Source organism: Paraburkholderia caffeinilytica (genome assembly GCF_046030355.1).
GTDB lineage: Bacteria > Pseudomonadota > Gammaproteobacteria > Burkholderiales > Burkholderiaceae > Paraburkholderia > Paraburkholderia caffeinilytica_B.
This window is the reverse complement of record NZ_JAQQCQ010000013.1, coordinates 65156-87983: the sequence shown is the minus strand read 5'-3', so window position 1 is coordinate 87983 and position 22828 is coordinate 65156. Positions and strand designations below refer to the sequence as shown.

The 22828-nt window shown below is 60.8% G+C and carries 13 protein-coding genes and 1 pseudogene; 5 read left to right on the top strand and 9 right to left on the bottom strand.

Features of this window, described 5'->3' with window-relative positions; genetic code table 11:
• Nucleotides 1-45 precede the first annotated feature (45 nt).
• Nucleotides 46-2217 carry a phosphocholine-specific phospholipase C gene (locus tag PQQ95_RS20180; protein ID WP_408439758.1) on the top strand — a complete coding sequence of 724 codons (2172 nt, stop codon included), beginning with the start codon at nucleotides 46-48 and terminating at the stop codon, nucleotides 2215-2217.
• 129 nt (nucleotides 2218-2346) lie between these two features.
• Here PQQ95_RS20180 and PQQ95_RS20175 read toward each other — a convergent pair whose 3' ends face one another.
• The 4 genes and pseudogenes from PQQ95_RS20175 to PQQ95_RS20160 form a co-directional block, all read right to left on the bottom strand.
• A complete protein-coding gene (locus PQQ95_RS20175; RefSeq protein ID WP_408439756.1) occupies nucleotides 2347-3693 on the bottom strand; it encodes an ABC transporter ATP-binding protein in 1347 nt (448 codons plus the stop codon).
• A 19-nt stretch (nucleotides 3694-3712) separates the two neighbouring features.
• Nucleotides 3713-5464 carry an ABC transporter permease gene (locus PQQ95_RS20170; RefSeq protein ID WP_408439753.1) on the bottom strand — a complete coding sequence of 584 codons (1752 nt, stop codon included), beginning with the start codon at nucleotides 5462-5464 and terminating at the stop codon, nucleotides 3713-3715.
• A 455-nt stretch (nucleotides 5465-5919) separates the two neighbouring features.
• Complete coding sequence (locus PQQ95_RS20165; RefSeq protein ID WP_408439751.1) at nucleotides 5920-7506, bottom strand: inorganic phosphate transporter; 1587 nt, start codon at nucleotides 7504-7506, stop codon at nucleotides 5920-5922.
• 397 nt (nucleotides 7507-7903) lie between these two features.
• A pseudogene (locus PQQ95_RS20160) lies at nucleotides 7904-8810 on the bottom strand (LysR family transcriptional regulator).
• Between the two features lie 105 nt (nucleotides 8811-8915).
• Here PQQ95_RS20160 and PQQ95_RS20155 point away from each other — a divergent pair.
• Both PQQ95_RS20155 and PQQ95_RS20150 read left to right on the top strand, forming a co-directional pair.
• On the top strand, nucleotides 8916-9248 hold the full coding sequence (locus PQQ95_RS20155) for a carboxymuconolactone decarboxylase family protein (protein ID WP_408439749.1): 333 nt from the start codon (nucleotides 8916-8918) through the stop codon (nucleotides 9246-9248).
• A 9-nt stretch (nucleotides 9249-9257) separates the two neighbouring features.
• The gene (locus PQQ95_RS20150) at nucleotides 9258-9671 is read left to right on the top strand and encodes a (R)-mandelonitrile lyase (protein WP_408439747.1); all 414 of its coding nucleotides are present in this window, start codon (nucleotides 9258-9260) and stop codon (nucleotides 9669-9671) included.
• 49 nt (nucleotides 9672-9720) lie between these two features.
• Here PQQ95_RS20150 and PQQ95_RS20145 read toward each other — a convergent pair whose 3' ends face one another.
• The gene (locus PQQ95_RS20145) at nucleotides 9721-10728 is read right to left on the bottom strand and encodes an AraC family transcriptional regulator (protein ID WP_408439744.1); all 1008 of its coding nucleotides are present in this window, start codon (nucleotides 10726-10728) and stop codon (nucleotides 9721-9723) included.
• Here PQQ95_RS20145 and PQQ95_RS20140 point away from each other — a divergent pair.
• Nucleotides 10712-11410, top strand: a complete 699-nt coding sequence (locus tag PQQ95_RS20140) for an O-methyltransferase (protein WP_408439741.1) — start codon at nucleotides 10712-10714, stop codon at nucleotides 11408-11410. The genes PQQ95_RS20145 and PQQ95_RS20140 overlap by 17 nt on opposite strands.
• A gap of 74 nt (nucleotides 11411-11484) precedes the next feature.
• Here the strand turns inward: PQQ95_RS20140 and PQQ95_RS20135 are convergent, their stop codons facing one another.
• Nucleotides 11485-11958, bottom strand: a complete 474-nt coding sequence (locus PQQ95_RS20135; protein WP_408439739.1) for an Lrp/AsnC family transcriptional regulator — start codon at nucleotides 11956-11958, stop codon at nucleotides 11485-11487.
• Nucleotides 11959-12101: 143 nt separating this feature from the next.
• Here PQQ95_RS20135 and PQQ95_RS20130 point away from each other — a divergent pair, with 143 nt between their 5' ends.
• Nucleotides 12102-15635: an indolepyruvate ferredoxin oxidoreductase family protein gene (locus tag PQQ95_RS20130; protein WP_408439736.1), complete on the top strand. Its 3534-nt coding sequence runs from the start codon at nucleotides 12102-12104 to the stop codon at nucleotides 15633-15635.
• Between the two features lie 162 nt (nucleotides 15636-15797).
• Here the strand turns inward: PQQ95_RS20130 and mdeB are convergent, their stop codons facing one another.
• The 3 genes from mdeB to PQQ95_RS20115 are packed head-to-tail and all read right to left on the bottom strand — an operon-like array spanning nucleotide 15798 to nucleotide 22560.
• A complete protein-coding gene (gene mdeB / locus PQQ95_RS20125; RefSeq protein WP_408439734.1) occupies nucleotides 15798-18485 on the bottom strand; it encodes an alpha-ketoglutarate dehydrogenase in 2688 nt (895 codons plus the stop codon).
• A 43-nt stretch (nucleotides 18486-18528) separates the two neighbouring features.
• Complete coding sequence (locus PQQ95_RS20120; RefSeq protein ID WP_408439732.1) at nucleotides 18529-20178, bottom strand: serine hydrolase domain-containing protein; 1650 nt, start codon at nucleotides 20176-20178, stop codon at nucleotides 18529-18531.
• An 18-nt stretch (nucleotides 20179-20196) separates the two neighbouring features.
• On the bottom strand, nucleotides 20197-22560 hold the full coding sequence (locus tag PQQ95_RS20115) for a TonB-dependent receptor (RefSeq protein WP_408439730.1): 2364 nt from the start codon (nucleotides 22558-22560) through the stop codon (nucleotides 20197-20199).
• Nucleotides 22561-22828 lie beyond the last annotated feature (268 nt).

Sequence of the window (22828 nt, the reverse complement as noted above, 5' to 3'; positions counted from 1 at the left end):
CCGGAAGGCCTTCCCCTCGACGACTCACTTCACCTCGGATTCCTTATGATCAGAATGAATCGCCGCAATTTTCTGCATGCCGCCGCAGCGGGCGCCGCGCTCAGCGCATTTCCTCCGGCGATCCAGCGCGCGCTTGCCATTCCCGCAAACAATGCGACCGGCACGATCAACGACGTCGAACATGTGGTGATCTTCATGCAGGAAAACCGCTCGTTCGACCACTACTTCGGCACCTTGCCGGGCGTGCGTGGCTATAGCGACCGCTTCACGATTCCGATGGCTTCGGGCAATTCCGTCTGGATCCAGCAGGGCGCGTCGGGCAACGTTCAGCCCTATCACCTCGACCCCGCGTTAGGCAACGGTCTCTATGTGGGCGGCGTGCATTCGTGGAGCGATCAGCAGGCCGCATGGGACGGCGGGCGCATGTCCGCGTGGCCGAAAGCGAAGAGCATTGCCGCTTCGATGGGTTATCTGGAGCAAGCGGATCTATCGTTTCACTCGGCTCTCGCCAATGCCTTCACGATTTGCGACGGCTACCACACATCGACGCATACCGGCACTTTCCCGAACCGCATTTTTCTGTGGAGCGGGACGAACGGCGCCAATGTCGTCGGCCATGCGGTGACGAGCAATAACAGCTGGGGCTACACCGTGTCGGGCAATACGATCGGCTCGTCGAGCACGGGCCTGCCGTGGACCACCTATCCGGAGCGACTGCAGGCCGCGGGCGTGAGCTGGAAGGTCTATCAAAATCCGACCAACAACAGCAACAATAATCAGCTCGGCGCATTCGCGAGCTACCGTGCGGCCGTCGAGACGATGGTGACGAAGGGCTATACGGTCAACACGCCGTATTCGTCGTCGGTGATGGAGCCGATTTCGCCGCTGCTCAAGGGCGTCGGCAATACGATGCCGGATGGCGGCTATTTGCAGGCTTTCGCCGACGACATCGCCGCCGGCACACTGCCGCAGGTCAGCTGGATCGTCGCACCGGCGGCCTACAGCGAACATCCGATCTCATCGATTCCGAATCAGGGCGCGTGGTACATCCAGACGCTGCTCGATATGCTGACGGCCAATCCGGAAATCTGGAGCCGGACGGTCCTGCTGATTCCCTATGACGAGAACGATTGTTTCTTCGACCATGCGCCGCCGCCCGATCCGCCCTGGCGCAACAGCGACGGCAGCTATGCCGGCAAGTCGACCGTCGACATTTCGACCGAGCACTTCACGATGCCGCATCTGCCGTTCGACGCCGACTCGACTCTGCCGGACGGCCGCCCGTTCGGTGCGGCGGTTCGCGTGCCCATGCTGGTGGTTTCACCATGGAGCACCGGCGGCTGGGTCAATTCGCAGGTGTTCGACCATACGTCGACGTTGCGCTTTCTCGAACAGCGCTTCGGCGTGGTCGAACAAAACATTAGCCCGTGGCGCCGCGCGGTATTCGGCGATCTCACTTCATGCTTCAATTTCAGCAGCCCCAACAGCGCGACGCCGACGCTCGTCACCGCGCCGACCAAAGCGCAGGCCGACGCGACCTATTCGCAGCAGCAGGCGGCCGGGGGCGTACCTGTTCCCACGGTCGGATCGGTGCCGCTGCCCACGCAGCAATTGATGGCGCGACCGTCGCGCGCGCTGCCGTACCGTTTGCATACCAGCGCCAACGTCGACACGACGGACGGACTGGTGTGGTTGACGTTCAGCAACACCGGCACGCAGGGCGCGGTATTTCACGTCTACGACCGCTTGAATCTCGCGGCCTATCCGCGTCGCTATACCGTGGAAGCCGGTAAGGAGATATCCGATTCGTGGAGCGTCGCAGCCAACGCGCCGACGGGCCAGTACAGTCTCTGGGTACTGGGCCCCAATGGCTATCACCGGTTATTTGAAGGCAACGCCGCGACGGTCGCAAACGGGCCGAACCCGGAAGTTCGCGTTTGCTATGACCATGACAATAACGCCGTCTATCTGACGATCATGAATGCCGGCAACGCAACGGCGCAAGTGACGGTCACGTCGAACGCTTATCGCAGCGACGGTCCGTGGACGTACACCGTCGCCAGCGGCATGCAAGTGGAACCGTACTGGACCTTGTCGCAATCCGGCGGCTGGTACGACTTCACGGTCAGTGCTGCAAGTCAATTCGTGCGGCGATTTGCCGGGCGTCTTGAGACAGGACGGGATGGCACGAGCGATCCGGCGATGGGTGTCGGCTGATATAAAACGCAGGACGTTTGCCCCGTCGATGAAGACGGGGCCACCCTGATCCGCGTGCGCCTCGGAATTTCCAGCGCACGTGTAGCGCACTTTGCGCTCACACCTCAGCCGGGAGCCGAGGCTACGGGATCAGGATTCGACGTCTGCGAGACTGAAGATTTCAGTCTTATCGTTATACGAGAAGATCTCGCCATAACGGCCCCAGTTGATGACTGCGTCGAGCGTCTCTTCCGCGGCGCTGTCCGACAGAAAATCCTCCAGCTCCTGCTCGAAGCGCACGCGCGGTGCACGATGCCCCGGCCGTTCGTTCAACACCTTCTTGATCCGCGCAGCGAGCGGTACATGGCGCAGCAGATGTTCCGCGAACATCATCTTGCGTTCCTGCGTGCCGAATTCGGAGAATACGCGTGCCGGCGGCGTGAGGAAAATATCCCCTTCGCGCACATCGGCGAAACCGAGGTGCTGCAGCACTTCGGCGACCGGGAACAGTTCGTCGATCTCCAGGTGCAGTGAGCGGGCGATTTCCGGCATGTCCGCACGGCCGTGGTACGGCGCGGCGGCCAGCATTTCGATCAGACCCGCCATCAGGTTGGTCGACACATGCGGCAACCGACTGCCGAGTTCGAGTCCCTTCTTTGCTGCTTCGTCGGTCTGACGCGCGGTCATCTTCGCGTAGATTTCGTCGACCAGCGCGCGGAATGTGGGGTCCAGCCGGTTACGCGGGTGGCTGAACGGCACCTTGGTTTCAGCGATCACGCGCCCAGGATTGGACGACAGCACCAGGATCCGGTCGCACATGAACACCGCTTCCTCGATGTTGTGCGTGACGATCAGCACCGACTTGATCGGCATGCGGCCTTGCGTCCACAGGTCGAGCAGATCGGTACGCAGCGTTTCGGCGGTCAGCACGTCGAGCGCGGAGAAGGGCTCGTCCATCAGCAGCAGCGTGGGGTCGACCACCAGCGCGCGTGCAAAGCCGACGCGCTGACGCATGCCGCCCGACAACTCGCGTGGATACGCGTTTTCGAACCCGTCGAGACCGATCAGGTCGATTGCCGCCAGAGCGCGCGTACGGCGATCACTCGCACCGACGCCTTGTGCTTCGAGACCCGCTTCCACGTTTTGCAGCACAGTCAGCCACGGGAACAGCGCGAAGGTCTGGAACACCATCGCCACGCCCTTGGCCGGGCCGTCGAGCGGCTTGCCCATATAGGTGACTTCGCCGTCGGTCGGCTCGATCAGACCGGCGATGATGCGCAACAGCGTCGACTTGCCCGAGCCCGAACGGCCCAGCAACCCGACGATCTCGCCTTCGCGCAGCGACAGATTCGCGTCGTCGAGGACGAGCAGCTCGCCCTGCGACTTGTTGAACCCGCGGCACACGTCCTTGACGCACAGAATCTCTTCGCCGAGGCGCGGTGGCATCGGCGGGGTCTGGATCGGCGCGGCGGTCATAGCAGCTTTAGGATTTTGCATCGCGTTTAGCCTTTAATTCTCAATCTAGCCGGAGCTTCGCTTCAGCGTAGGCGAACATCGGACGCCACAACAGGCGGTTGAACAGGGTCACGAACAGGGACATCACGGCGATGCCCACAATGATCTTCGGATAGTCGCCTGCTGCGGTGGTCTGCGCGATGTAAGCGCCCAGGCCATGCGCGGCAACCTTGGTGTCGCCCCACTGGACGAATTCAGCAACGATGCTCGCGTTCCACGCGCCGCCCGACGCGGTGATTGCGCCCGTCACGTAATAAGGGAAAATGCCCGGCAGCATCGCCTGACGCCACCATTGCCAGCCGCGAATGTGGAAGTTCTTGGCCGCTTCCCGATAGTCGTTCGGATACGAACTTGCACCGGCAATCACGTTGAACAGGATGTACCACTGCGTGCCCAGCACGATCAGCGGCGAGAGCCAGATATCCGGGTTCAGATGAAAGCGCACGATGACGATAACGAACACCGGGAACAGCAGGTTCGCGGGGAACGCGGCGAGGAACTGCGCGAGCGGCTGGATCTTCTCGGCCAGCGCCGGGCGTAGCCCGATCAGCACACCGATCGGCACCCAGATCACCGAAGCGATCGCGATCAGTACTATCACCCGCAGCAGGGTGATAAGCCCCAGTACGAGCACGTGGCCAACTTCGTCGAGCGACACGCCGGTGCGCACGTAGGCAATCACGCGCCATACGACGTAGACCGTGGCGAGAATCACGAGGATGGCCCACACGATGTCACCGACGCGCGACGACTTCTGGCTCTGCGGCTTCTGGAAACGCACGCGATCGAACGACGGCAAGCGCATCGGTACCCGCGCGGCGTTCGCGAAGACCCAGCCCAGCGGCACCAGCAGACGGTGAATCAGGCGCGTGCGGCGAATCAGATCGAGCAGCCACGATTCAGGCGCGTCGCCCGAACTGGTGTTTTCCATACGGAATTTGTCGGCCCACGCGACGAGCGGGCGGAACAGGAACTGGTCATACGCAAGAATCACGACCGTCATGGCAAGAATCACCCAGCCGACCGCGTGCAGGTTCTTGTCCGAGATCGCCTGCGCCAGATACGCACCGACGCCCGGCAGCGTAATCGTGTTATTGCCGACCGTAATCGCTTCAGAAGCCACCACGAAGAACCAGCCGCCCGACATCGACATCATCATGTTCCAGATGAGGCCCGGCATCGAGAACGGCACTTCCAGTTTCCAGAAGCGCTGCCATGAAGTCAGATGAAAGCCGCGCGACACTTCATCGAGATCGCGCGGCACCGTGCGCAGCGACTGATAGAAGCTGAACGTCATGTTCCACGCCTGGCTCGTGAAGATCGCGAAGATCGCCGCGAGTTCCGCGCCGAGCACACGGCCCGGAAACAGCGCGAGAAAGAACGTGACCGTAAACGAAATGTAGCCCAGCACCGGCACCGACTGCAGGATGTCGAGAATCGGCACCAGCACCATGCCGGCGCGGCGGCTCTTGGCCGCCAGCGTGCCGTACACCAGCGTAAAGATCAGCGAAGCGACCATCGCCGCCAGCATGCGCAGCGTGGTGCGCATCGCGTATTCAGGCAGATTCGACGGGTCGAGCGAAATGATCTGGGTCTTCAACGTCGACATCGGCGCCAGCGTCTGGTGAAAGCCGATGGCCGCCATCGCGATTGCACAGATGATCAACGGAAAGGCGACGAAGTCCCAGCCGTTGGGTAGTATCCGCCATGCCGACGCATTGGCGGTTCGCTTCAGATCAAAGCTGAAATCCATCAGGCCTCTCCACGACGGCGGATTGTTAAAACAGGCAGGGTGACGTTCACGCGATATGCGACCGCGTGGTCAACCGCTCGCGGCGAAAAGCCGAATTGGCGCATGAGAAAAACCGGGGCAATTGAAGAACGGACATATCGCTGCTTCCGGCATCCAAAAGGATCCGCAGTGTCGCAGGTCATCGTGACATTTTTATGTGACAGAACGTTGATCGGTCACATTAATGAAATCAGGGTCTCAAGGCTGTACTCAGTGCGATGAAAGACGGCGCCGCTGGCAGATTTACACGCAAGCAGAAGAGGTGATGCTGCAACGCTCCCACATCGGAGCGGAGTACATTCGGCGCCCCGTGCTCGCTGAAATGATCGTGCCGGAAATCTATGGACGTGTTGGATGCAAACCGGCCGCTGGTGAAGCTGCGGCCGGCTGCTCACGCCGGGATTCCCGGGACCGGGTCAAAACATTTTGGAGAAAACCCAGTAGAGGCCGGCAGCCAGTGCGATCGAAGCGGGCAACGTGAGAACCCAGGCGAGTATCAGGTTGCGCACGGTTTCCCATTGCAGGCCGGAGCCGTTGGCCGCCATCGTGCCTGCCACGCCAGAAGCCAGCACGTGGGTTGTCGAAACCGGCAAGCCCCAGACGTCCGCCGCGCCGATCGTCAACATGGCGACCGCCTCAGCCGAGGCACCCTGGCCGTAGGTCAGATGCTGCTTGCCAATCTTCTCGCCGACCGTCACGACGATCCGTTTCCATCCGACCATCGTGCCGAGTCCCAGTGCCATGGCGACCGCCACTTTCACCCAGGTCGGGATGAACTTGGTCGCATGGTCCATCTGCTTTCTGAAGTTGTCGATGACACGCGCATCGTCCGCCGAGAAGGGGACGGCTTTCGTCTTTTCCATCTGTTGAATCGCGTCCGACGCCACATACATGTTATTGCGGACGTTATCGACAAGATCTTGCGGCACGCTGGAGATCGACCCCGACTGGTTGATCTCGTCAGCGATCCTGTCGGTGAGCTGCTTGAGGGCCGGCACGGTTGCCGGCGTCAGACGATGCGTCCGGATATACGCTTCGACATCCCCGCGAGAATCTGCGGACGACGCCACGCCGCCCGTGTACTTCGCAAGTACGGCAGATGCCTCATGTGCCACGGCGACGAAGGTCTGTGTTTCGGCGGGCGTGACCGCCTTGTTGAGCGCATAGGCAGTGGGCACCGTGCCGATCAGAATCAGCATGATGAGCCCCATACCCTTCTGGCCGTCGTTCGAGCCGTGCGCGAACGAAACGCCGGTACAGGTCAGGATCAGCAGCGCGCGAATCCAGAAAGGCGGCGGCGCGTTGCCCTTGGGCGCCTCATACAGGCTGGGTGCGCGTACGAGCACTTTCAACAGGAGGAGCACCAGTGCCGAGAGCACAAAGCCCACGAGCGGCGAGAACAACAGCGCCTTGCCAACGCCGAGCGCCTGATTCCAGTCGACGCCACTTGTGCCCGAAGGTCCCTGCATCAATTCGTTCGCCAGACCCACGCCGATGATCGAACCGATGAGCGTATGCGAACTCGACGACGGCAGACCGAAATACCATGTGCCCAGATTCCAGACAATGGCCGCGATGAGCAGGGCGAATACCATCGCAAAGCCGGCGCTCTTGCCGACCTGCAGGATCAGTTCGACGGGCAGCAGTTGCAGGATGCCGAACGCGACCGCACCTGTCGATACGAGCACGCCGAGAAAATTCCAGATTCCGGACCACACCACGGCCAGATTCGGGTCGAGCGAATTGGTGTAGATGACGGTTGCGACCGCGTTCGACGTGTCATGAAATCCGTTCACGAATTCGAATCCCAGCGCAATCAGCAACGCCGTGCCAAGCAGGATGTATGGAACGATCGAGCCTTCCTTGACAGGTCGAAGGTCGGTGGTCAGCTGTACGGCCACGAAGACGGCACCGAACGCGATGATGGCGAGGAAAACGGCCAGACTGATAATGCGGGTATGACGGCTTGGTGTACTCGTCTGAGGATAGGCGAGGTCTGGCATAGCAAACTCAATGATCTTGGAGGGTGATATCGTACAGCGCTGATGCGTAACAAATGATGACGGATTCGTGTTGTTAGGCTTTCGGTGTGTAATGTTTCGGGGCGTTTCAAGGTGCTGTTTGTGTGCGCAGCGGGTGCGGGCGATTTGCGGTGACTCCTCTTCAGTCAGTGCTAGAAATTTACAGGGCTGGTGGTCGTGTCTTATTCAGCGATCTTGTTATTCGAATGGTTAATTAATCTGGATTGCTGAGTTTTAATGATCGCGTGATGGAAAACAAAATCACCTTTGATTGTGCTCGTTGAGACAGGACACTCGAGGGCATTCCTTGTGAAGATATTGCGCAATACCGATGTCTCAATGCCGTGTGTTCCACCCCCTGACTGTTCCTACGGCCACTTCAACCGTTCTCACGACCGTCCACCCGCAACGCATCTACTACCACAGCGAGTGCTCGCGAGAATTCGCGGCGGGTCGCATAAAAAATGTGTGGACCAGGGAAGGTCGGGAACCAGTCTTCGAGTACATACTTGAGCCGGCCCGCTGCGATGTGAGGCGCAGCAAGATCCTCTGGCACGAACGCCAGGCCGGCGTCGTCGATCGCTGCGTTCAGCATCTGATACGTGCCGTTGAAAGTAAACTGTCCGTCTACCCGCACCTGAACCTCCTTCTTTCCCTTTTTCAGTTCCCACGCGTAGAGTCCGCCATGCGTCGGTAGTCGAAGCGTGATGCAATTGTGCTGTAGCAGGTCCTTCGGCTGTCTGGGAGCCGTGCGTTTGCTGAGATACCCCGGCGAGGCGACGATGACCAGACGCACGTCGGGGCCGATGCGGACCGCGATCATGTCCTTTGCAACCTGGTCACCCCAGCGCACACCGATATCGAATCGGTCAGCGACGATGTCGGATAGACCATAGTCCATCACGATTTTCGACCTTGATCTCGGGATAATCCGGCAGAGCTTTTGACAGGCGTGGCCAGAGAACCGAATCGACAGCGTAGTCGGTGGCTGTGATGCGGATGGTGCCAGCAGGCTTCTCACGCGTTTCGACAACCGCGGCGAGTTCGTCTTCGATCTCTGCGAAGCGGGGCGCAACGTTTCTCAGCAGCCGCTCCCCAGCGGCAGTTGGAGCCAGACTGCGAGTGGTGCGGTTGAGAAGCCGGACGCCCATGCGTGTTTCCAGTCCCCGCAACGTATGGCTCAGTGCACTTTGCGTTACGCCGAGTCGCGCTGCAGCGCGGGTAAAGCTGCCTTCCCTCGCAATGGTGATAAAGGCAAGCAGATCGGTGATATTTTCGCGCAGCATTAATGAGCCTCGTTCATAGGTCCTAGTTCATTTTAGCCCCTAGTCGACGGTATCACTCAGTTCCACAATGACATCTGTGCATCTACTGAACGAAGGAGAAGCAGAGTGTCCGAAAAACCTACCGCTGCGCGTCAATCATTCGGCGATCTGGCGCCGAAGCTGGCCGAACTCAGCGACGAGGTCCTGTTTGGCGACGTCTGGGAGCGTCCACAGTTGTCCAAACGCGATCGCAGCCTTGTGACTTGTGCCGCCCTTATTGCGCTCGGCAAGACGGAGCAGATGAATTTTCATGTTCCGCGCGCGATCGAGAACGGTGTTACCCGGGATGAACTAGTTGAGATCACCACTCATCTCGCTTTTTATGCGGGCTGGCCCAATGCGATGTCGACCGTGTCGAAGCTCAAGGCGCTTTTCGCGGTCAGGACGACAGACAATTAAGGGAGCAACATGGAACTGAAGAGACCTGGATCACAGCCGTCCGTCAAGGGACCCGCCGAATGGTTTACCGGTACCGTACGCATCGACCCGCTAAATGCTCCGCCGCCTCCTGCGCGTGTGTCGTGCGCGAGCGTGACTTTCGAACCCGGCGCGCGATCGAACTGGCACACGCATCCGCTCGGACAAACTCTGCTCGTGACGGCAGGCTGTGGATGGACACAGTGCGAGGGTGAAGCGATCGTTGCTATCCGCGCTGGGGATGTGATTTGGTGTCCTCCGGGCCACAAGCATTGGCATGGCGCGTCACCCACCACCTCCATGACACACATCGCGATTCAGGAATCGTTGGACGGGAAGAATGTCGAATGGCTTGAGCCGGTGACCGACGAGCAATACTTCGCTGGGCTGCCGCCGCAGTCCTGAAGCAATCACAACACGTCCGGCCCAAGTCATGTCGAATGTATCCGGCCAATCAATTGCGTCGCACGCGCCGTTCCGCCATATAGCGGCCCGGCGACGTGCCGAGCGCTTTGCGGAACATGCTCACGAAGCTGCCGCTGCTCTCATAACCCAGACCATCAGCGACCTGCTGGACTGACGACCCCGTTCCCAGCCATTTCACCGCAAGCATGAGGTGAAGTTGCTGACGCCAGCGGCCGAAGCTCATTCCTGTCTCCTCGGTGATCAGCCGTGCGAGCGTGCGTTCGCTCACTCCCACACGCCGCGCCCACGTCTGGATCGTTCCGCGGTCGGCCGGATCGTCCATGATCATTGCCACGATCTTGCGGAGCCGGACATCGGCCGGCATCGGTAGATGCAGATTTCCGGTCGGCGCGATAGCAACTTCATCCAGCAGCAGTGTGATCAGACGCGATTCCATGCCGTCCTCTGCATAGAGGACGGGAAGGCTGGCCGATCGGATCAGAAGCTCGCGCAGCAGCGGCGTCGTGGAAAGCGCGCAGCAGTTCGACGGGAGATTCGACGCGGCACTCGGGTCAATGAAGACGAGATAGCACTCGACCGTACCGGCAGCCTTGACTTTGTGCAGGACGCCGCCCGGCACCCAGATCGCGCTTTGAGGTGGAACGACCCAGAGGCCGCCTTCCACCTCGCAAGTCAGAATCCCGCGAAGCGTCAACAGAAGCTCACCCTTACGGTGGCGATGGAAATCCGTTTCCTGCTGATCGCGGTCGAGGTTGGCCACCACGATGTCAGCGGCGCCGATGGTCACCACCGGACGTGGCACGAGATCCGGGTCTATCCACTCGGCGGGAGGTGACAGTTCGGTGAGAAGAGGCATGGTAGTCGATCGGACCTGGCGAAACCGCAATGATGAAGATTGGCAAGAAATCAGTATAGCTTGGCAATGTTGGCCAATGCTGCCAAGGTCGCCAACGCCTACCATGCCCGGAAGGCGGCAATCGGAATCCTCCGTAGCCGTGTCATTCGGAGTAAATGAAACCATGAATTCATTGAACACGGGGCGCGTCGCCCAAACCTTGCAACGACTCTTCGAGGAGGCGGAGCAAGCGGATCGGACGTTGATGGAGCAGTTCACCCATGCTGAGGACCCCGGGCAGTTGATCGCCGAAAGCCTCGCTGAGCACTTCGCCGAGGAAAGCCGCGATGTCCGCGGCTTCTATCATGGTTACGTCGATAATTTTCTGAATGTGACACCGGAGTACGGCCGGTTTCTTTATCAGTGCGCCCGCATGCGAAAGGCGACGCGGATCGTCGAGTTCGGCACGTCGATGGGGGTCTCTACCCTTTATCTGGCAGCAGCGCTCCGCGACATGGGGGGCGGTCACTTGATCGGCACCGAACTTGAAGCGAGCAAGGCGGCACGCGCGCACGCCAACCTCGAGGCAGCGGGGCTCGCCGAACTGGTCGATATCCGGGTGGGCGATGCGCGGGAAACGCTCGCCGACGTCGGCGGCGACGTCGATCTGGTTTTGCTCGACGGCGCGTTCAGCCTGTATCTTCCGGTGCTGAAGTTGCTTGAGCCGCATCTGAAGACCGGCGCCCCCATTCTGGCGGAGAACGCCTTCGATCAAGATAACGAATACCTCGCCTATGTCCGCAATCCTGTGAACGGCTATCTCTCGCAGTCGATTCCCATTAGTGCGGGGCGAGGCAACGAGTTCAGCGTGCTAACGCGGTGATAGCCGCTCTTCATGCGAGAACCTGCAGTCATACCTGATAGGTAGTTAATCGCGCGCTTACGCAGCGCGCGCCCTCACTCGTCGCGAATGCGCAGGGGCAGCGCGGTCTTGTATTCAACCCGGCGCAACGCGACCGATGTGTGAATGTCACGTACGCCGTCAACCTTCGTGAGTTTGGTCATGACGAAGCGCTCGATTCCGGCGATGTCGGCCGCGACCACCCGGAGCATGTAGTCAAAAGCGCCGGTCATCAGATAACACTCCATCACCTCCTCGAAGTTGGCGATGGCGCGCTCGAATGCCGCGAGCCGTGTCTCGTTCTTCTTCTCGATCGCCACGGACACGTAGGCATTGACGGGAAAGCCCGCCTTTTCCTGGTCCAGCAGGGTCACGTATTGGGTGATGACACCCGCTTCTTCGAGCATCCGGATACGCCGGTAGAACGGCGACAGCGAAAGACCGAGCGACTCCGCGAGGTCGGCTGCTTTCGTATGGGCATCGCGCTGCAGTGCGCGCAGGATGGTCACATCGCTACGGTCGAACTTCATTAGCTCGTTTTCCCTGAAATGGGTTGAAAGCGGGCATTGATTGCCAAAACGGAGAAATTTTGGGGCTCAGTTTGGCACGAATTCCCTCCATCGGCTACCTAAAATGGCTCGCATGCCACCCCTACAGGCACAGGAGACAAACAATGAATATGCGAGCAGTGGAGCTGGGGCGCCAGGTCGATATGGAGTACGGTCTCGAGGACCGCTACCTCAAAGAGAACGGAACCGTTTTCCTGACGGGCACCCAGGCGCTGGTGCGAATTCTGATTGAACAGGCTCGCAGCGATCGCGCTGCCGGCATTCACACAGGCGGCCTGGTGTCGGGCTACCGGGGCTCACCGCTGGGTGGCTTCGACCAGGAACTGTGGCGCCAGAAGAAACTGCTCGCCGAGCACGCAATCCGCTTCGAACCCGGCCTGAATGAAGACCTGGGCGCCACCATGCTGTGGGGCGCGCAGCAGGTCGATGCATTTCCAGGCAAGCGTGTCGAAGGCGTTTTCTCGATGTGGTACGGGAAAGGGCCGGGTGTCGATCGAACCGGAGATGTCTTCCGTAATGCGAACATCATAGGCACGTCGAGGCAGGGCGGTGTGCTTGCCGTCGCGGGTGATGACCACGCGGCGCAATCGTCGATGTTTCCGCACCAGACGGACCACGTCTTCGAAGGCGCGATGATGCCGATCCTCTTTCCGGCATCGGTTGAGGAATATATCGATTTCGGCTTGACGGGTTACGCGATGTCGCGTTTTTCAGGCCTGTGGGTTGCTTTCAAGGCGATCACCGAAACCGTTGAAAGCGGACGGTCGATGATTGTGCAGGCGCAGGGCAACAATGGGGTGCCCCGTTTCAGGCGGCCTGTCGACATCCACGTGCCGGAAGTGCGCGGTTTCAACTACGACCCGAATCTTCGCTGGCCGGCCGAGCGCAGCGAACTCGAACGGCGCGTACTCGATGAGCGTTTGCCTGCCGCACTGGCCTTCATGCGCGCGAACCCGCTCGATCGCACTCTGGTTCGGCCGCGCGGCGCACGTGTCGGTATCGTTACGGTGGGCAAGGCGCACGGCGATGTACTGGCAGCGTTCCAGGCTCTTGGACTATCGTCGCAAGAGCTCGAACGCCTCGGTATCGGCGTCTACAAGGTCGGGATGATCTGGCCGCTCGAGGCCGAGGGTATGCGCGCATTTGCACGCGGTATGCAGGCGCTTGTTGTCGTCGAAGAGAAACGCTCTTTTGTCGAACGTCAGATCAAGGAAGCGCTGTTCAATTTGCACGCGGACGAACGTCCCGCGGTGTTCGGCAAGGACCTGGGCGAAGCAGGACCGCTGCTGCCCGCCGCAATGGAGTTCGCACCGGAACAGGTTGCAGCCGCACTCAAACTTTTCTTTGCGCATACCAAGGTCGAACTCGCGGCACTCACGCCGCTCATTGCGCCGGTTCAACGCAGTGGTTCGCGCGTCATTCCACTTGCGGCCAGCAAAGATGCACAGCCGCTGACCCGCAAACCATTCTTCTGCGCAGGTTGTCCGCACAATACGTCGACTAAGTTGCCGGACGGTTCTTACGCGGCAGCGGGCATTGGTTGTCACATCATGGCCCTGAGCGAAGCGGGCGATACTGCGACGTTCTGTCAGATGGGCGGTGAGGGTGTGCAATGGATCGGCATGTCCACGTTCATGGATATTCCGCACATGTTCGTCAACCTCGGGGACGGCACTTATCAGCATTCAGGGAGCCTTGCGATTCGCCAATCAGTTGCGGCGAAATCCAACGTCACTTACAAGATTCTCTTTAACGACGCCGTAGCGATGACCGGCGGCCAGCCCACCGAAGGCAGTCTGACCGTTCAGCGTGTGGTGTCTCAGGTGGTCGCGGAGGGCGTGGCTAAAGTGGTGGTCGTCTCCGACGAACCTGAAAAGTATTCGGGTTCACTGACGCTGCCCGCAAACGTGGAAATTCAACATCGGGACGACCTCGATGCGCTCCAGCGTGCACTGCGTGTCGCCAAAGGCGTGTCGGTCATCGTGTATGACCAGACTTGTGCGGCCGAGAAGCGTCGCCGCCGTAAGCGTGGCAAGCTGATCGATCCGCCCCGTCGTGTGGTGATCAATCCGGCCGTTTGTGAAGGCTGCGGCGACTGCTCGGTGCAATCGAATTGCATTGCGATCGAACCGCTCGAGACTGAGTTGGGTCGGAAGCGTGCCGTCAATCAGTCGAGTTGCAATAAGGACACGTCCTGCCTCAAAGGGTTTTGCCCCAGCTTCGTTATGGTGGAAGGACTGCAGCCTAAACAGCCGGATCAGAAGCGCATTGGCGCGATCGAAGCCGAATGGCGCGCGAAACTCCCCGCACCCGCGGTTGTGCCGGCGGATGTGGAGGCCCACGCTAACATCGTCGTCACCGGTATCGGCGGCACGGGCGTCGTCACGATCGGTGCGATCCTCGCGATGGCCGCTCACCTGGAGGGTAAAGGGGCATCCACTCTGGATTTCACGGGACTCGCGCAGAAGAACGGTGCGGTCATCAGCCATGTGCAGATTGCCGGTAGCCGCACACAAATCGTGACGTCACGCATCGGCGCGCATGCCGCGAATGTTCTGCTCGGTTGCGACGCGGTGGTCGCGGCGTCGGCGGGCGCGCTTTCGCGGGTCGCTGCGGGCGTGACGCGGGCCGTCGTGAATGAACGGATCACGCCGACGTCGGACTTCGTGCGCGATGGCGACCTGCCGGTGAGCAAAGCCATTCATCAGCGCGCGATCGAAGGTGCGATCGGCACGGCTTCATCCGTGTTCTGGGACGGCTCCGGCGCAGCGGAGATCCTGTTCGGCGATGCGATTGCATCGAACATGATGATGGTGGGCTACGCGTATCAACGAGGACTGATTCCGCTCTCGGAAGCGGCCATCGCGAGGGCTATCGAACTGAACGGCACGGCCGTGAAGATGAACGAGCGCGCCTTCTTCTGGGGGCGGCTGCTGGCTCACGATGCGACAGTGATCGAGCAGGTCACCGGCACGGCAGCCGCAGCGTCCGACGCGTTCGAACTGGAGCGTTTCGTCGCTGACCGCGTGCGCGATCTCGAGCGTTACCAGAACGCTGCATATGGCCGCCGCTATAGGGCGCTGGTCGATCGCGTGCGGCAGGCTGAACAGCGCGTATCGGGCAATGCCGGCGAACTCACGGAAGCGGTGGCGCGTAACTACTTCAAGGTGCTGGCGTACAAAGATGAGTATGAGGTCGCGCGTTTGCATACCGACGGCAGCTTTCATGCGTACTTGTCCGACACTTTTGAAGGTGGCGGCAAGAAGGTGTTTTACATGGCGCCGCCGCTTCTCACGCGTCGCGATCCTCGCACCGGCCGTAGAAACAAGATTGCGCTTCGCGGGGCGTGGCTTGATCCGCTGTTGCGCGTGATGAAGTATGGAAAGGTGTTGCGCGGAACGACCTTCGATCCGTTTGGCCGTCAGAAGGACCGGCTCATCGAACGTGCGTTGATCGGCGAATTCGAGGAAGACGTCGATCTTGCTCTTCAAAGACTCAAGCCGCAAACGATCGAATCGGCGCTGGCCTTATTGCGTGTGCCGTCATCGATTCGTGGCTTTGGCGTCGTCAAGGAACGCAATTACGAAAACGCCCGGCCGGTGCGTGAACGATATCGCGCGATGCTCGCAGGGGAGTGAGGGTAGAGGACCGGTTGCCTGAGGACGCGAAGGTCCGGTCCTCGAAGCAGGTGGACAATCAGATCGTTCAGGACCATCGAATCATCGGGTCCTGAACGGCCGTGATGCCCGGTTTCAAGCGGTTCGGAAGTGCCGCGTCCTGAGTGGCCGGGGTTCCACTGCCTAACGGGTCCACGGCGCGTCGAGGCCGGTTTCGATGTCGTAGCGCGCCAGCGCCTGCGCATGTTTGACGCGATCGATGCTCGAGAGTGCGGCGAGCGTGATGTGATACCGGTCGATCTCGAAGAAGCGTCGCAATGCGGGACGCGTATCGCTGCGCCCAAAGCCGTCGGTGCCGAGCGCGATATAAGGTGCGTTCACATACGACGCAATCAGTTGCGCATAGGCGCGCACGTAGTCGCTTGCGGCCACGATCGGCGTGTCGCCTTGAAGGCAGCACGCGACATGACTCTGCACCTCACATGTCGCACCGAACATGGCATTGCGTTCGACCTCGCGTGCGTCGCGTGCAAGCTCCGAGAAGCTCGTCACGCTCCAGAGTTCGGAGGCGATACCCCAGTCGTCGGCCAACAGCTCTGCGGCGGCGATCACTTCGCGGAAGATCGCGCCCGAGCCAAGCAGGCGGACGGCCGGTACCGCACCCTCGGCACCTTCCGCACCGCGCGCCCCGTAGCGGCGCATTCCCTTGATGACATCGGCGTGCGCGGTGGCTTCGAGAGGCATGTGCGCATAGTTCTCGTTGGTGACCGTCAAGTAATAGAACTCATCCTGCTGTTCCTCGAGCATGCGGCGGCTGCCGTGATCGACTATGACGGCCACTTCGCCGGAGAACGCCGGGTCGTACGCGCGGCAGTTCGGAACGGTTGACGCGATCACATGACTCGTACCGTCCTGGTGCTGCAAGCCTTCACCGGAGAGTGTGGTGCGCCCGGCTGTGGCGCCGATCAGGAAGCCGCGTGCGCGCTGGTCGGCGGCAGCCCAGATCAGGTCGCCTACGCGCTGGAAGCCGAACATCGAGTAGTAGATATAGAACGGCAACATCGCCACGCCGTTCACGCTATACGAGGTGGCTGCCGCGACCCAGGACGAGATCGCACCGGCCTCGGTAATGCCTTCCTCGAGTAGTTGACCGTCTTTCGATTCCTTGTAGTACAGCATCGATCCGGCGTCCTCGGGTTCGTACAACTGTCCGAGCGGCGAATAGATGCCGATTTGCCGGAACAGATTCGCCATACCGAACGTGCGTGCTTCATCCGCGACGATGGGCACGATACGCGGACCCAGCGCTTTGTCTTTCAGCAGATTGGTGAAGAGCCGGACCAGCACGGTTGTCGTCGAAATCTCGCGACCATCCGGTTCGAGTGCGAATCTTGCGTAACTTTCCAGCGACGGTACGGTGACGACGGGCGCATGCATTGTACGTTTGGGCAGGTAGCCGCCGAGTGCGTTACGACGTGCATGCAGATAATGTTGCTCGGCGCTGTCGTCGGCTGGTTTGAAGAAGCGCATTGCCTCCACCGCCGCGTCGTCGAGCGGCAGCGCGAAGCGATCGCGAAACGCCTTGAGCACATCGACGTCGACCTTCTTCTGTTGATGCGACGTGTTGCGCGACTCGCCGGCCTGGCCCATACCGAAGCCCTTTTTTGTCTTCGCGAGAATCACCGTTGGCCGTCCGCGATGTTTTACGGCGGCGTCGAATGCGGCGTACAACTTTCGGAAGTCGTGGCCGCCACGGCGTAAACCATCGATTTCCGCGGGCGACATATGCGCGACCAGCGTCTGCAATTCTGGATCGAGATCGAAAAAATGTGCGCGATTGTAAGCACCGTCGTTTGCGCCGAGCGTTTGATACTGGCCATCCACGGTGCCGGCGAAGCGGCGCAGCAGCACATGATTCCGGTCGCGCGCAAAGAGCGCGTCCCAATCCGATCCCCACACCACCTTGATGACGTTCCAACCTGCACCGCTAAACAGCGATTCCAGCTCCTGAATGATCTGGCCGTTGCCGCGCACTGGACCATCCAGCCGCTGCAGGTTGCAGTTGATGACGAAGGTCAGGTTGTCGAGCTTCTCGCGCGCCGCGAGCGAAAGTGCCGCAATCGATTCAGGCTCGTCCATCTCTCCGTCGCCGAACACCCCCCACACGCGGCGCTGACTCGTTTCTGCGATACCGCGATGTTCGAGGTAGCGCAGAAAGCGCGCCTGATAGATTGAGCTGATCGGCCCGATGCCCATCGAACCGGTGGGAAACTGCCAGAACTCCGGCATCAGCCACGGATGAGGATAGGAGCATAGGCCCCCGCCGTCGACTTCCTGACGATAGCGTTCGAGATGCGCCTCATCGAGACGTCCTTCGAGAAACGCGCGAGCGTAAACGCCTGGCGCCGAATGCGGCTGAAAATAGACCAGATCGCCTTTCGATTCCACGCGATCGGCCTTGAAGAAGTGATTGAAACCCACCTCGAAAATCTCGGCTGCCGACGCGTAGCTTGCAATGTGGCCGCCGAGCTCGCCGTAGGCCTTGTTGGCTTTGGCGACCATTGCGAGCGCGTTCCAGCGGATGATCGAGGTGATGCGTTCCTCCATGGCGAGATCGCCAGGATACGCAGGCTGGGCATCGACAGCAATCGTGTTCTGATACAGGGAGTATGGGTGAGAAGAGGGCGGCACGCCCAGATGATGGGCGTGTTCGGCAAGCCGTTGCAGCAGAAATATGACGCGGTCGATACCCTCAACGCGGGCAACGCCGTCCAGCGCGTCGAGCCATTCGGTGGTTTCCTGCTGGTCGGTATCGACGTTAGATTGCAGCGCGGCGCCACCGCGCAACAGATGGAGGGGTTCGGCTTTCATTCGGGTAGCTCGCTACGTTGACGATGCTCAGCTTGCGGGAGATTTACGCAGACCTTCCCGGGATCTCACGCGTGAAGTTCAGGTTGCGCGTGCGCGTCGTGTTGATGCGAAAGCCCGTCACCGCTTTACCCGAGCGTTCCACCTTCAACACGCCGCGCATGACAGCCAGTTGACCGGCGGGGTCGAACGTGAAAACGTCATGGCCTACCGGCTCCAGCCGGTAGGCGACACGGCCTGCTATGCCGTCCATCGTCATGGTGAGTTCGCCGTTCGCCACGGCGATCGTCGCACGTGCCGCGGCATCGTTACTGTGGTACGTGCCTGCCAGACCGGCTGACGCATCGGAAAGCGGCGGTGCGTGGTCGGGCAAACGCTCAAGCGTTTCGGCGTGACCGCAGTCCACCAACTCGATAGCAGTCACACGTCCCTCTGCCGTCTGCGTGCGGGGTTTGATCAGCAGCGCGCCGCCGGCCCCGTCATCCACCCGCAATCCGGCTGCCGTCTCGATGAGCGGCAGGGGCATCTGTTTGACGTTATGGAAGATCGCATTCACCTGACCGTCGTGATCGCCGATCACGCAATATGTTCCAGACTCGCGCGAGTGGTACTTGCCGAGCAAGGTTTCGTGCCCGGCAGTTTGCAGGGGGGCGGCAGGTTTTGCGCCCAGTATCGCGTCGCCTAGAACGATATCGACCACCTGCGTGGCCAGCTCAGCCGGATTGGCCGCCGCGCCGTTGGTGAGAATGATCACATCCAGCGCATGTTCCACCACGGTCAACATCTGGCAGGCGCCGCCGAACACGCCGCCGGCATGATGCAGCAACTCGACGTCGCGATGCGGCGTGCGCATCAGTCCCAGGGCGTAGACACCCTCCGCGCCGCTCGAATAACGCGGTTTGGTCAACATCTGGCGCCAGCTCGCTTCGCTGCCGAGCCGCTTGGGACCGCGCAAATGCGCGAGCCAGAGCAGCATGTCGTCGACCGTCGAGACGATCCCACCTTCGCCGAGCACTTCCCACGTGGGGAAAAGGCCGCGCATGAATCCGCCTTTTCCATCCGGCACGTGCTGGGTTGCCATGCGCGGGCGGATTTGCATGTCGTCGGCGACCGACTCCGTGTCGACCATGCCCATCACGTTGAAGATACGTTCCTTCAGAAAGGTCTCGAAGGGCATTCCGCTGACCCGTTCGATCGCGAGCGACAGCAGGTGATATCCGCCGTTGCAGTAGATCATCCGTTCGCCCGGCGGGAAATTGACGTCGCGCTGCCGGACTTCCGCAGCCAACACACCGCCACGCGGCAGCGTGGCCACGCCTTGCGCGAGCAGCGTGAGGTCGAGATAGCAGCGGTAGCCTCCCGTATGCGTCATCAATTGACGCAAGGTCGGGTCGCCTGCCAGCAGTGGGAGTTCCGGTATATACGTGCGAATTCCGGCGTCGATATCGAGCTTGCTGTCTTCGGCCAGCAGCAGTGCGGCGAGGCACGCGAAGTGCTTGCTCGTCGAGCCGATGCGCAAGCGGGTGGCCGGTGTGTTGGCTACGCCGTGTTCCAGGCTCGCCATGCCGAAGCCGCGCCGGAAGAGGACTTCGCCTCGATGTGCCACGGCCGCGACGAGACCGGGTTCATCGCCCTTGTTGAAACGTTCGAACAGGGCATCCAGTTGCTTGATGATGTCTTTTGAATCTTGCGTCATTATCAGTTATCCCTACGATTAGAACGGAACGTTCAGCGTCGCGCCGATCGTGCGGGGCTGAATCACGCTGACGAGAGCCGGGCCGCCCAGCGGCATGAGCGAGGTGCCGGCCGCGATCAAGGCGCGACGGTCGAACAGGTTGCGGACATAGAACGCGAGGTTGAATTTCCGGAAGTCCACGCCGGCCTGCAAATCCGTGATTGCATAGCCGGGCAATGGGTAATCCGGGCGCCCCGAATTTGCATCGAACCCGCTATGGCGCCGGCCGACAAATCGTTGGGTGACCCCCGCATAGGACGGGTACCCTTGCGCCGTGAACAGATAGGTGCCGGAGAACGTCGCGGCGACCTTGGCCGAGTTCGGCAATGGTTCGCCGGCTGTCGTACCAGCGCTGGCGTTGCCCGTCGTCAAACGCGCGTCGATGAGCGACAGGTTTGCGCCGAAGTTCCAATGCTGGCTGGGGCGCAGCGTGCCGGACAACTCCAGGCCCTTGATTCGTGCGTCGCCGGCGTTGACGACCTGGTTCACGCCGTCGACCGTGCCCAGCTGCTGGATGTTCTTCCATTCGATGTCGTAGACGGATGCCTCCAGCGATAACCGCTTGTCGAGCAGGTCGGCCTTGTAGCCGGCCTCGTAACTCCACAGCGTGTCGGGCTCGAAGGTCGGGCTGCCCGGCGCGCGCATGCCGGTGAGCGGATCGATCAGCAGTGCATTCGGGCCGCCGGGCCGGTATCCGCTGGCAACGCGGACATACGCATTGCTGTTGGGCGTCAACGCATAGCGCGCGGTGAACATGTAGGTCTTGCTGGTATCCGACGACGGCGCCGAGACGGTCTGCGTCGGGCCGGCGAGTGCACCGGATGTCGTCTGTTCATACGTCTGGGTGTTGTGGGCGACCCGGATGCCGCCGGTCAGCGAAAGGCGTGATGTGAGGTGATAAGTCAGGTCACCGTACGCGGCGTACTCGTCGTACGTGCTGGGCGCTTCGATCTCCGACAGGTTCGGGCCGGCTGTGCCATCGGGCAAAGTCGTCAGAAACCCTTCGCTCAAATTGCTGCGCTCATGCGTATAGAAAAGTCCGGCCAGCCACTCCAGTCGCTGATTGCCCGGCGAGGTCAGGCGAAACTCCTGCGTGAACTTGTTCGTGGTGGCCACATCTTTTGCCACCACCGAACCCAGATCGAGCCCCTGTGCGGCAAATAGCGGCCCATATACGCCGGTCAAGTCTTGCGGCGCGCTCGAGTTGACCCTTTGATACGACGTGATCGAGTTCAGGCGTGCCCAGCCGAGTTCATATTCGATCCCGGCCGAATAGAGCTGGATGTTCTGATGAAAGGGCTGCGGGGCGAACTGTTGCGTGGTCAGGTCGCCCCAGACCGGTTGCCCGTTGGGGCCATATTCAACGTAGTTCGGGTCGTTGCGATTGATATTCTGCGAGACGGCGGTCAAGCGTACCGTCAAGTCTTTGGTCGGGGTCAGCAGCAACGACGCGCGAGCACCGTAGGTATCGCCGCGATCGATGTGCGAATCCGCCTGGGGACCCACTGCGTCGACGTAGCCGCCGTCGTGCTGGCCGAACACGGAAACGCGCAACGCAGCAACGTCGGTTTTCAGGGGGATGTTCAACGCTGCATTGGCCGTGCCGCTCACTCCGCCATGCTCCGTTCCCGACACGCCGGTGCCGACCTGCCCGGAAAACTGCTCCGAATCGGGTTCGTTGGTGACGTATTTCAGCAAGCCGCCCATTGCGCCTGCGCCATATAGCGTGCCTTGTGGGCCGCGCAGGATTTCGACGTGGTTGAGGTCGAGCAGGCTCATGTCGAGCGCGAACGTCGCACTTTGGGAGAACAGCGTACTGCCGCCGAACGCGACGTCGTCGATATACATGCCGACCGTCGGCCCTGTCTGAACACCTGTCGTCACGCCACGGATACTGACCTGGCCGGACCCGCTGCCGCCGCTCGCGTTGAGGTCGACGCCCGGTTCCGAGGACAGGTAGTCGGACATCGTCTTTGCACCGCTCTTTTGCAGTTCGTCGGCGGAGAGTACGTTGACCTGCATCGGGACTTCACGAGCCGGTTCACGTCGGCGCGTCGCGGTAACCACGACGGTATTGAGCGTCGCACCGTCTTTGCCTTGCGCTTTCGATGTCTCAGCCGCGGGGGTACTTGGCGTCGCGCTGCCCTGCGTAGCGGCCGGCGCTGTGGCGGATGCCGCTTCAGGCGCAGCGATCTGCTGAGTCTGCGTTGGTGTCGGCGCCTGCGCATGCACGCCCAGCGATGCCAACCCGAACACCGGTCCGGCGAATAGCGTTGCATAACGTCCGCCGTGCCGCAGCGGCAACGCCGTCGCAATCGCTGTGTGCTTCATTCTATTTTTCATCTTCACCATTGTCTCCTCCTGACTTTGCAATCTACCGAAAGTGGTGCGGTGTAGCGCAACTCAAGGTGAACGGTAAGTGCCGGTTATTTCTGTTTCATGTGGCGTTTGTATCGCTGTTGATACAAACCACCGGCGGAGGTAGAAGGCGGACAGACCGGCAAGGGACGTAGGGCCGGTGCGGAAATTTGTTTCGGGTTTGCAATAATGGGCACACAAAGACCCTACATTCGCGGGCGATAATCGACCTCATCGTTCGTTGCCGGCCATG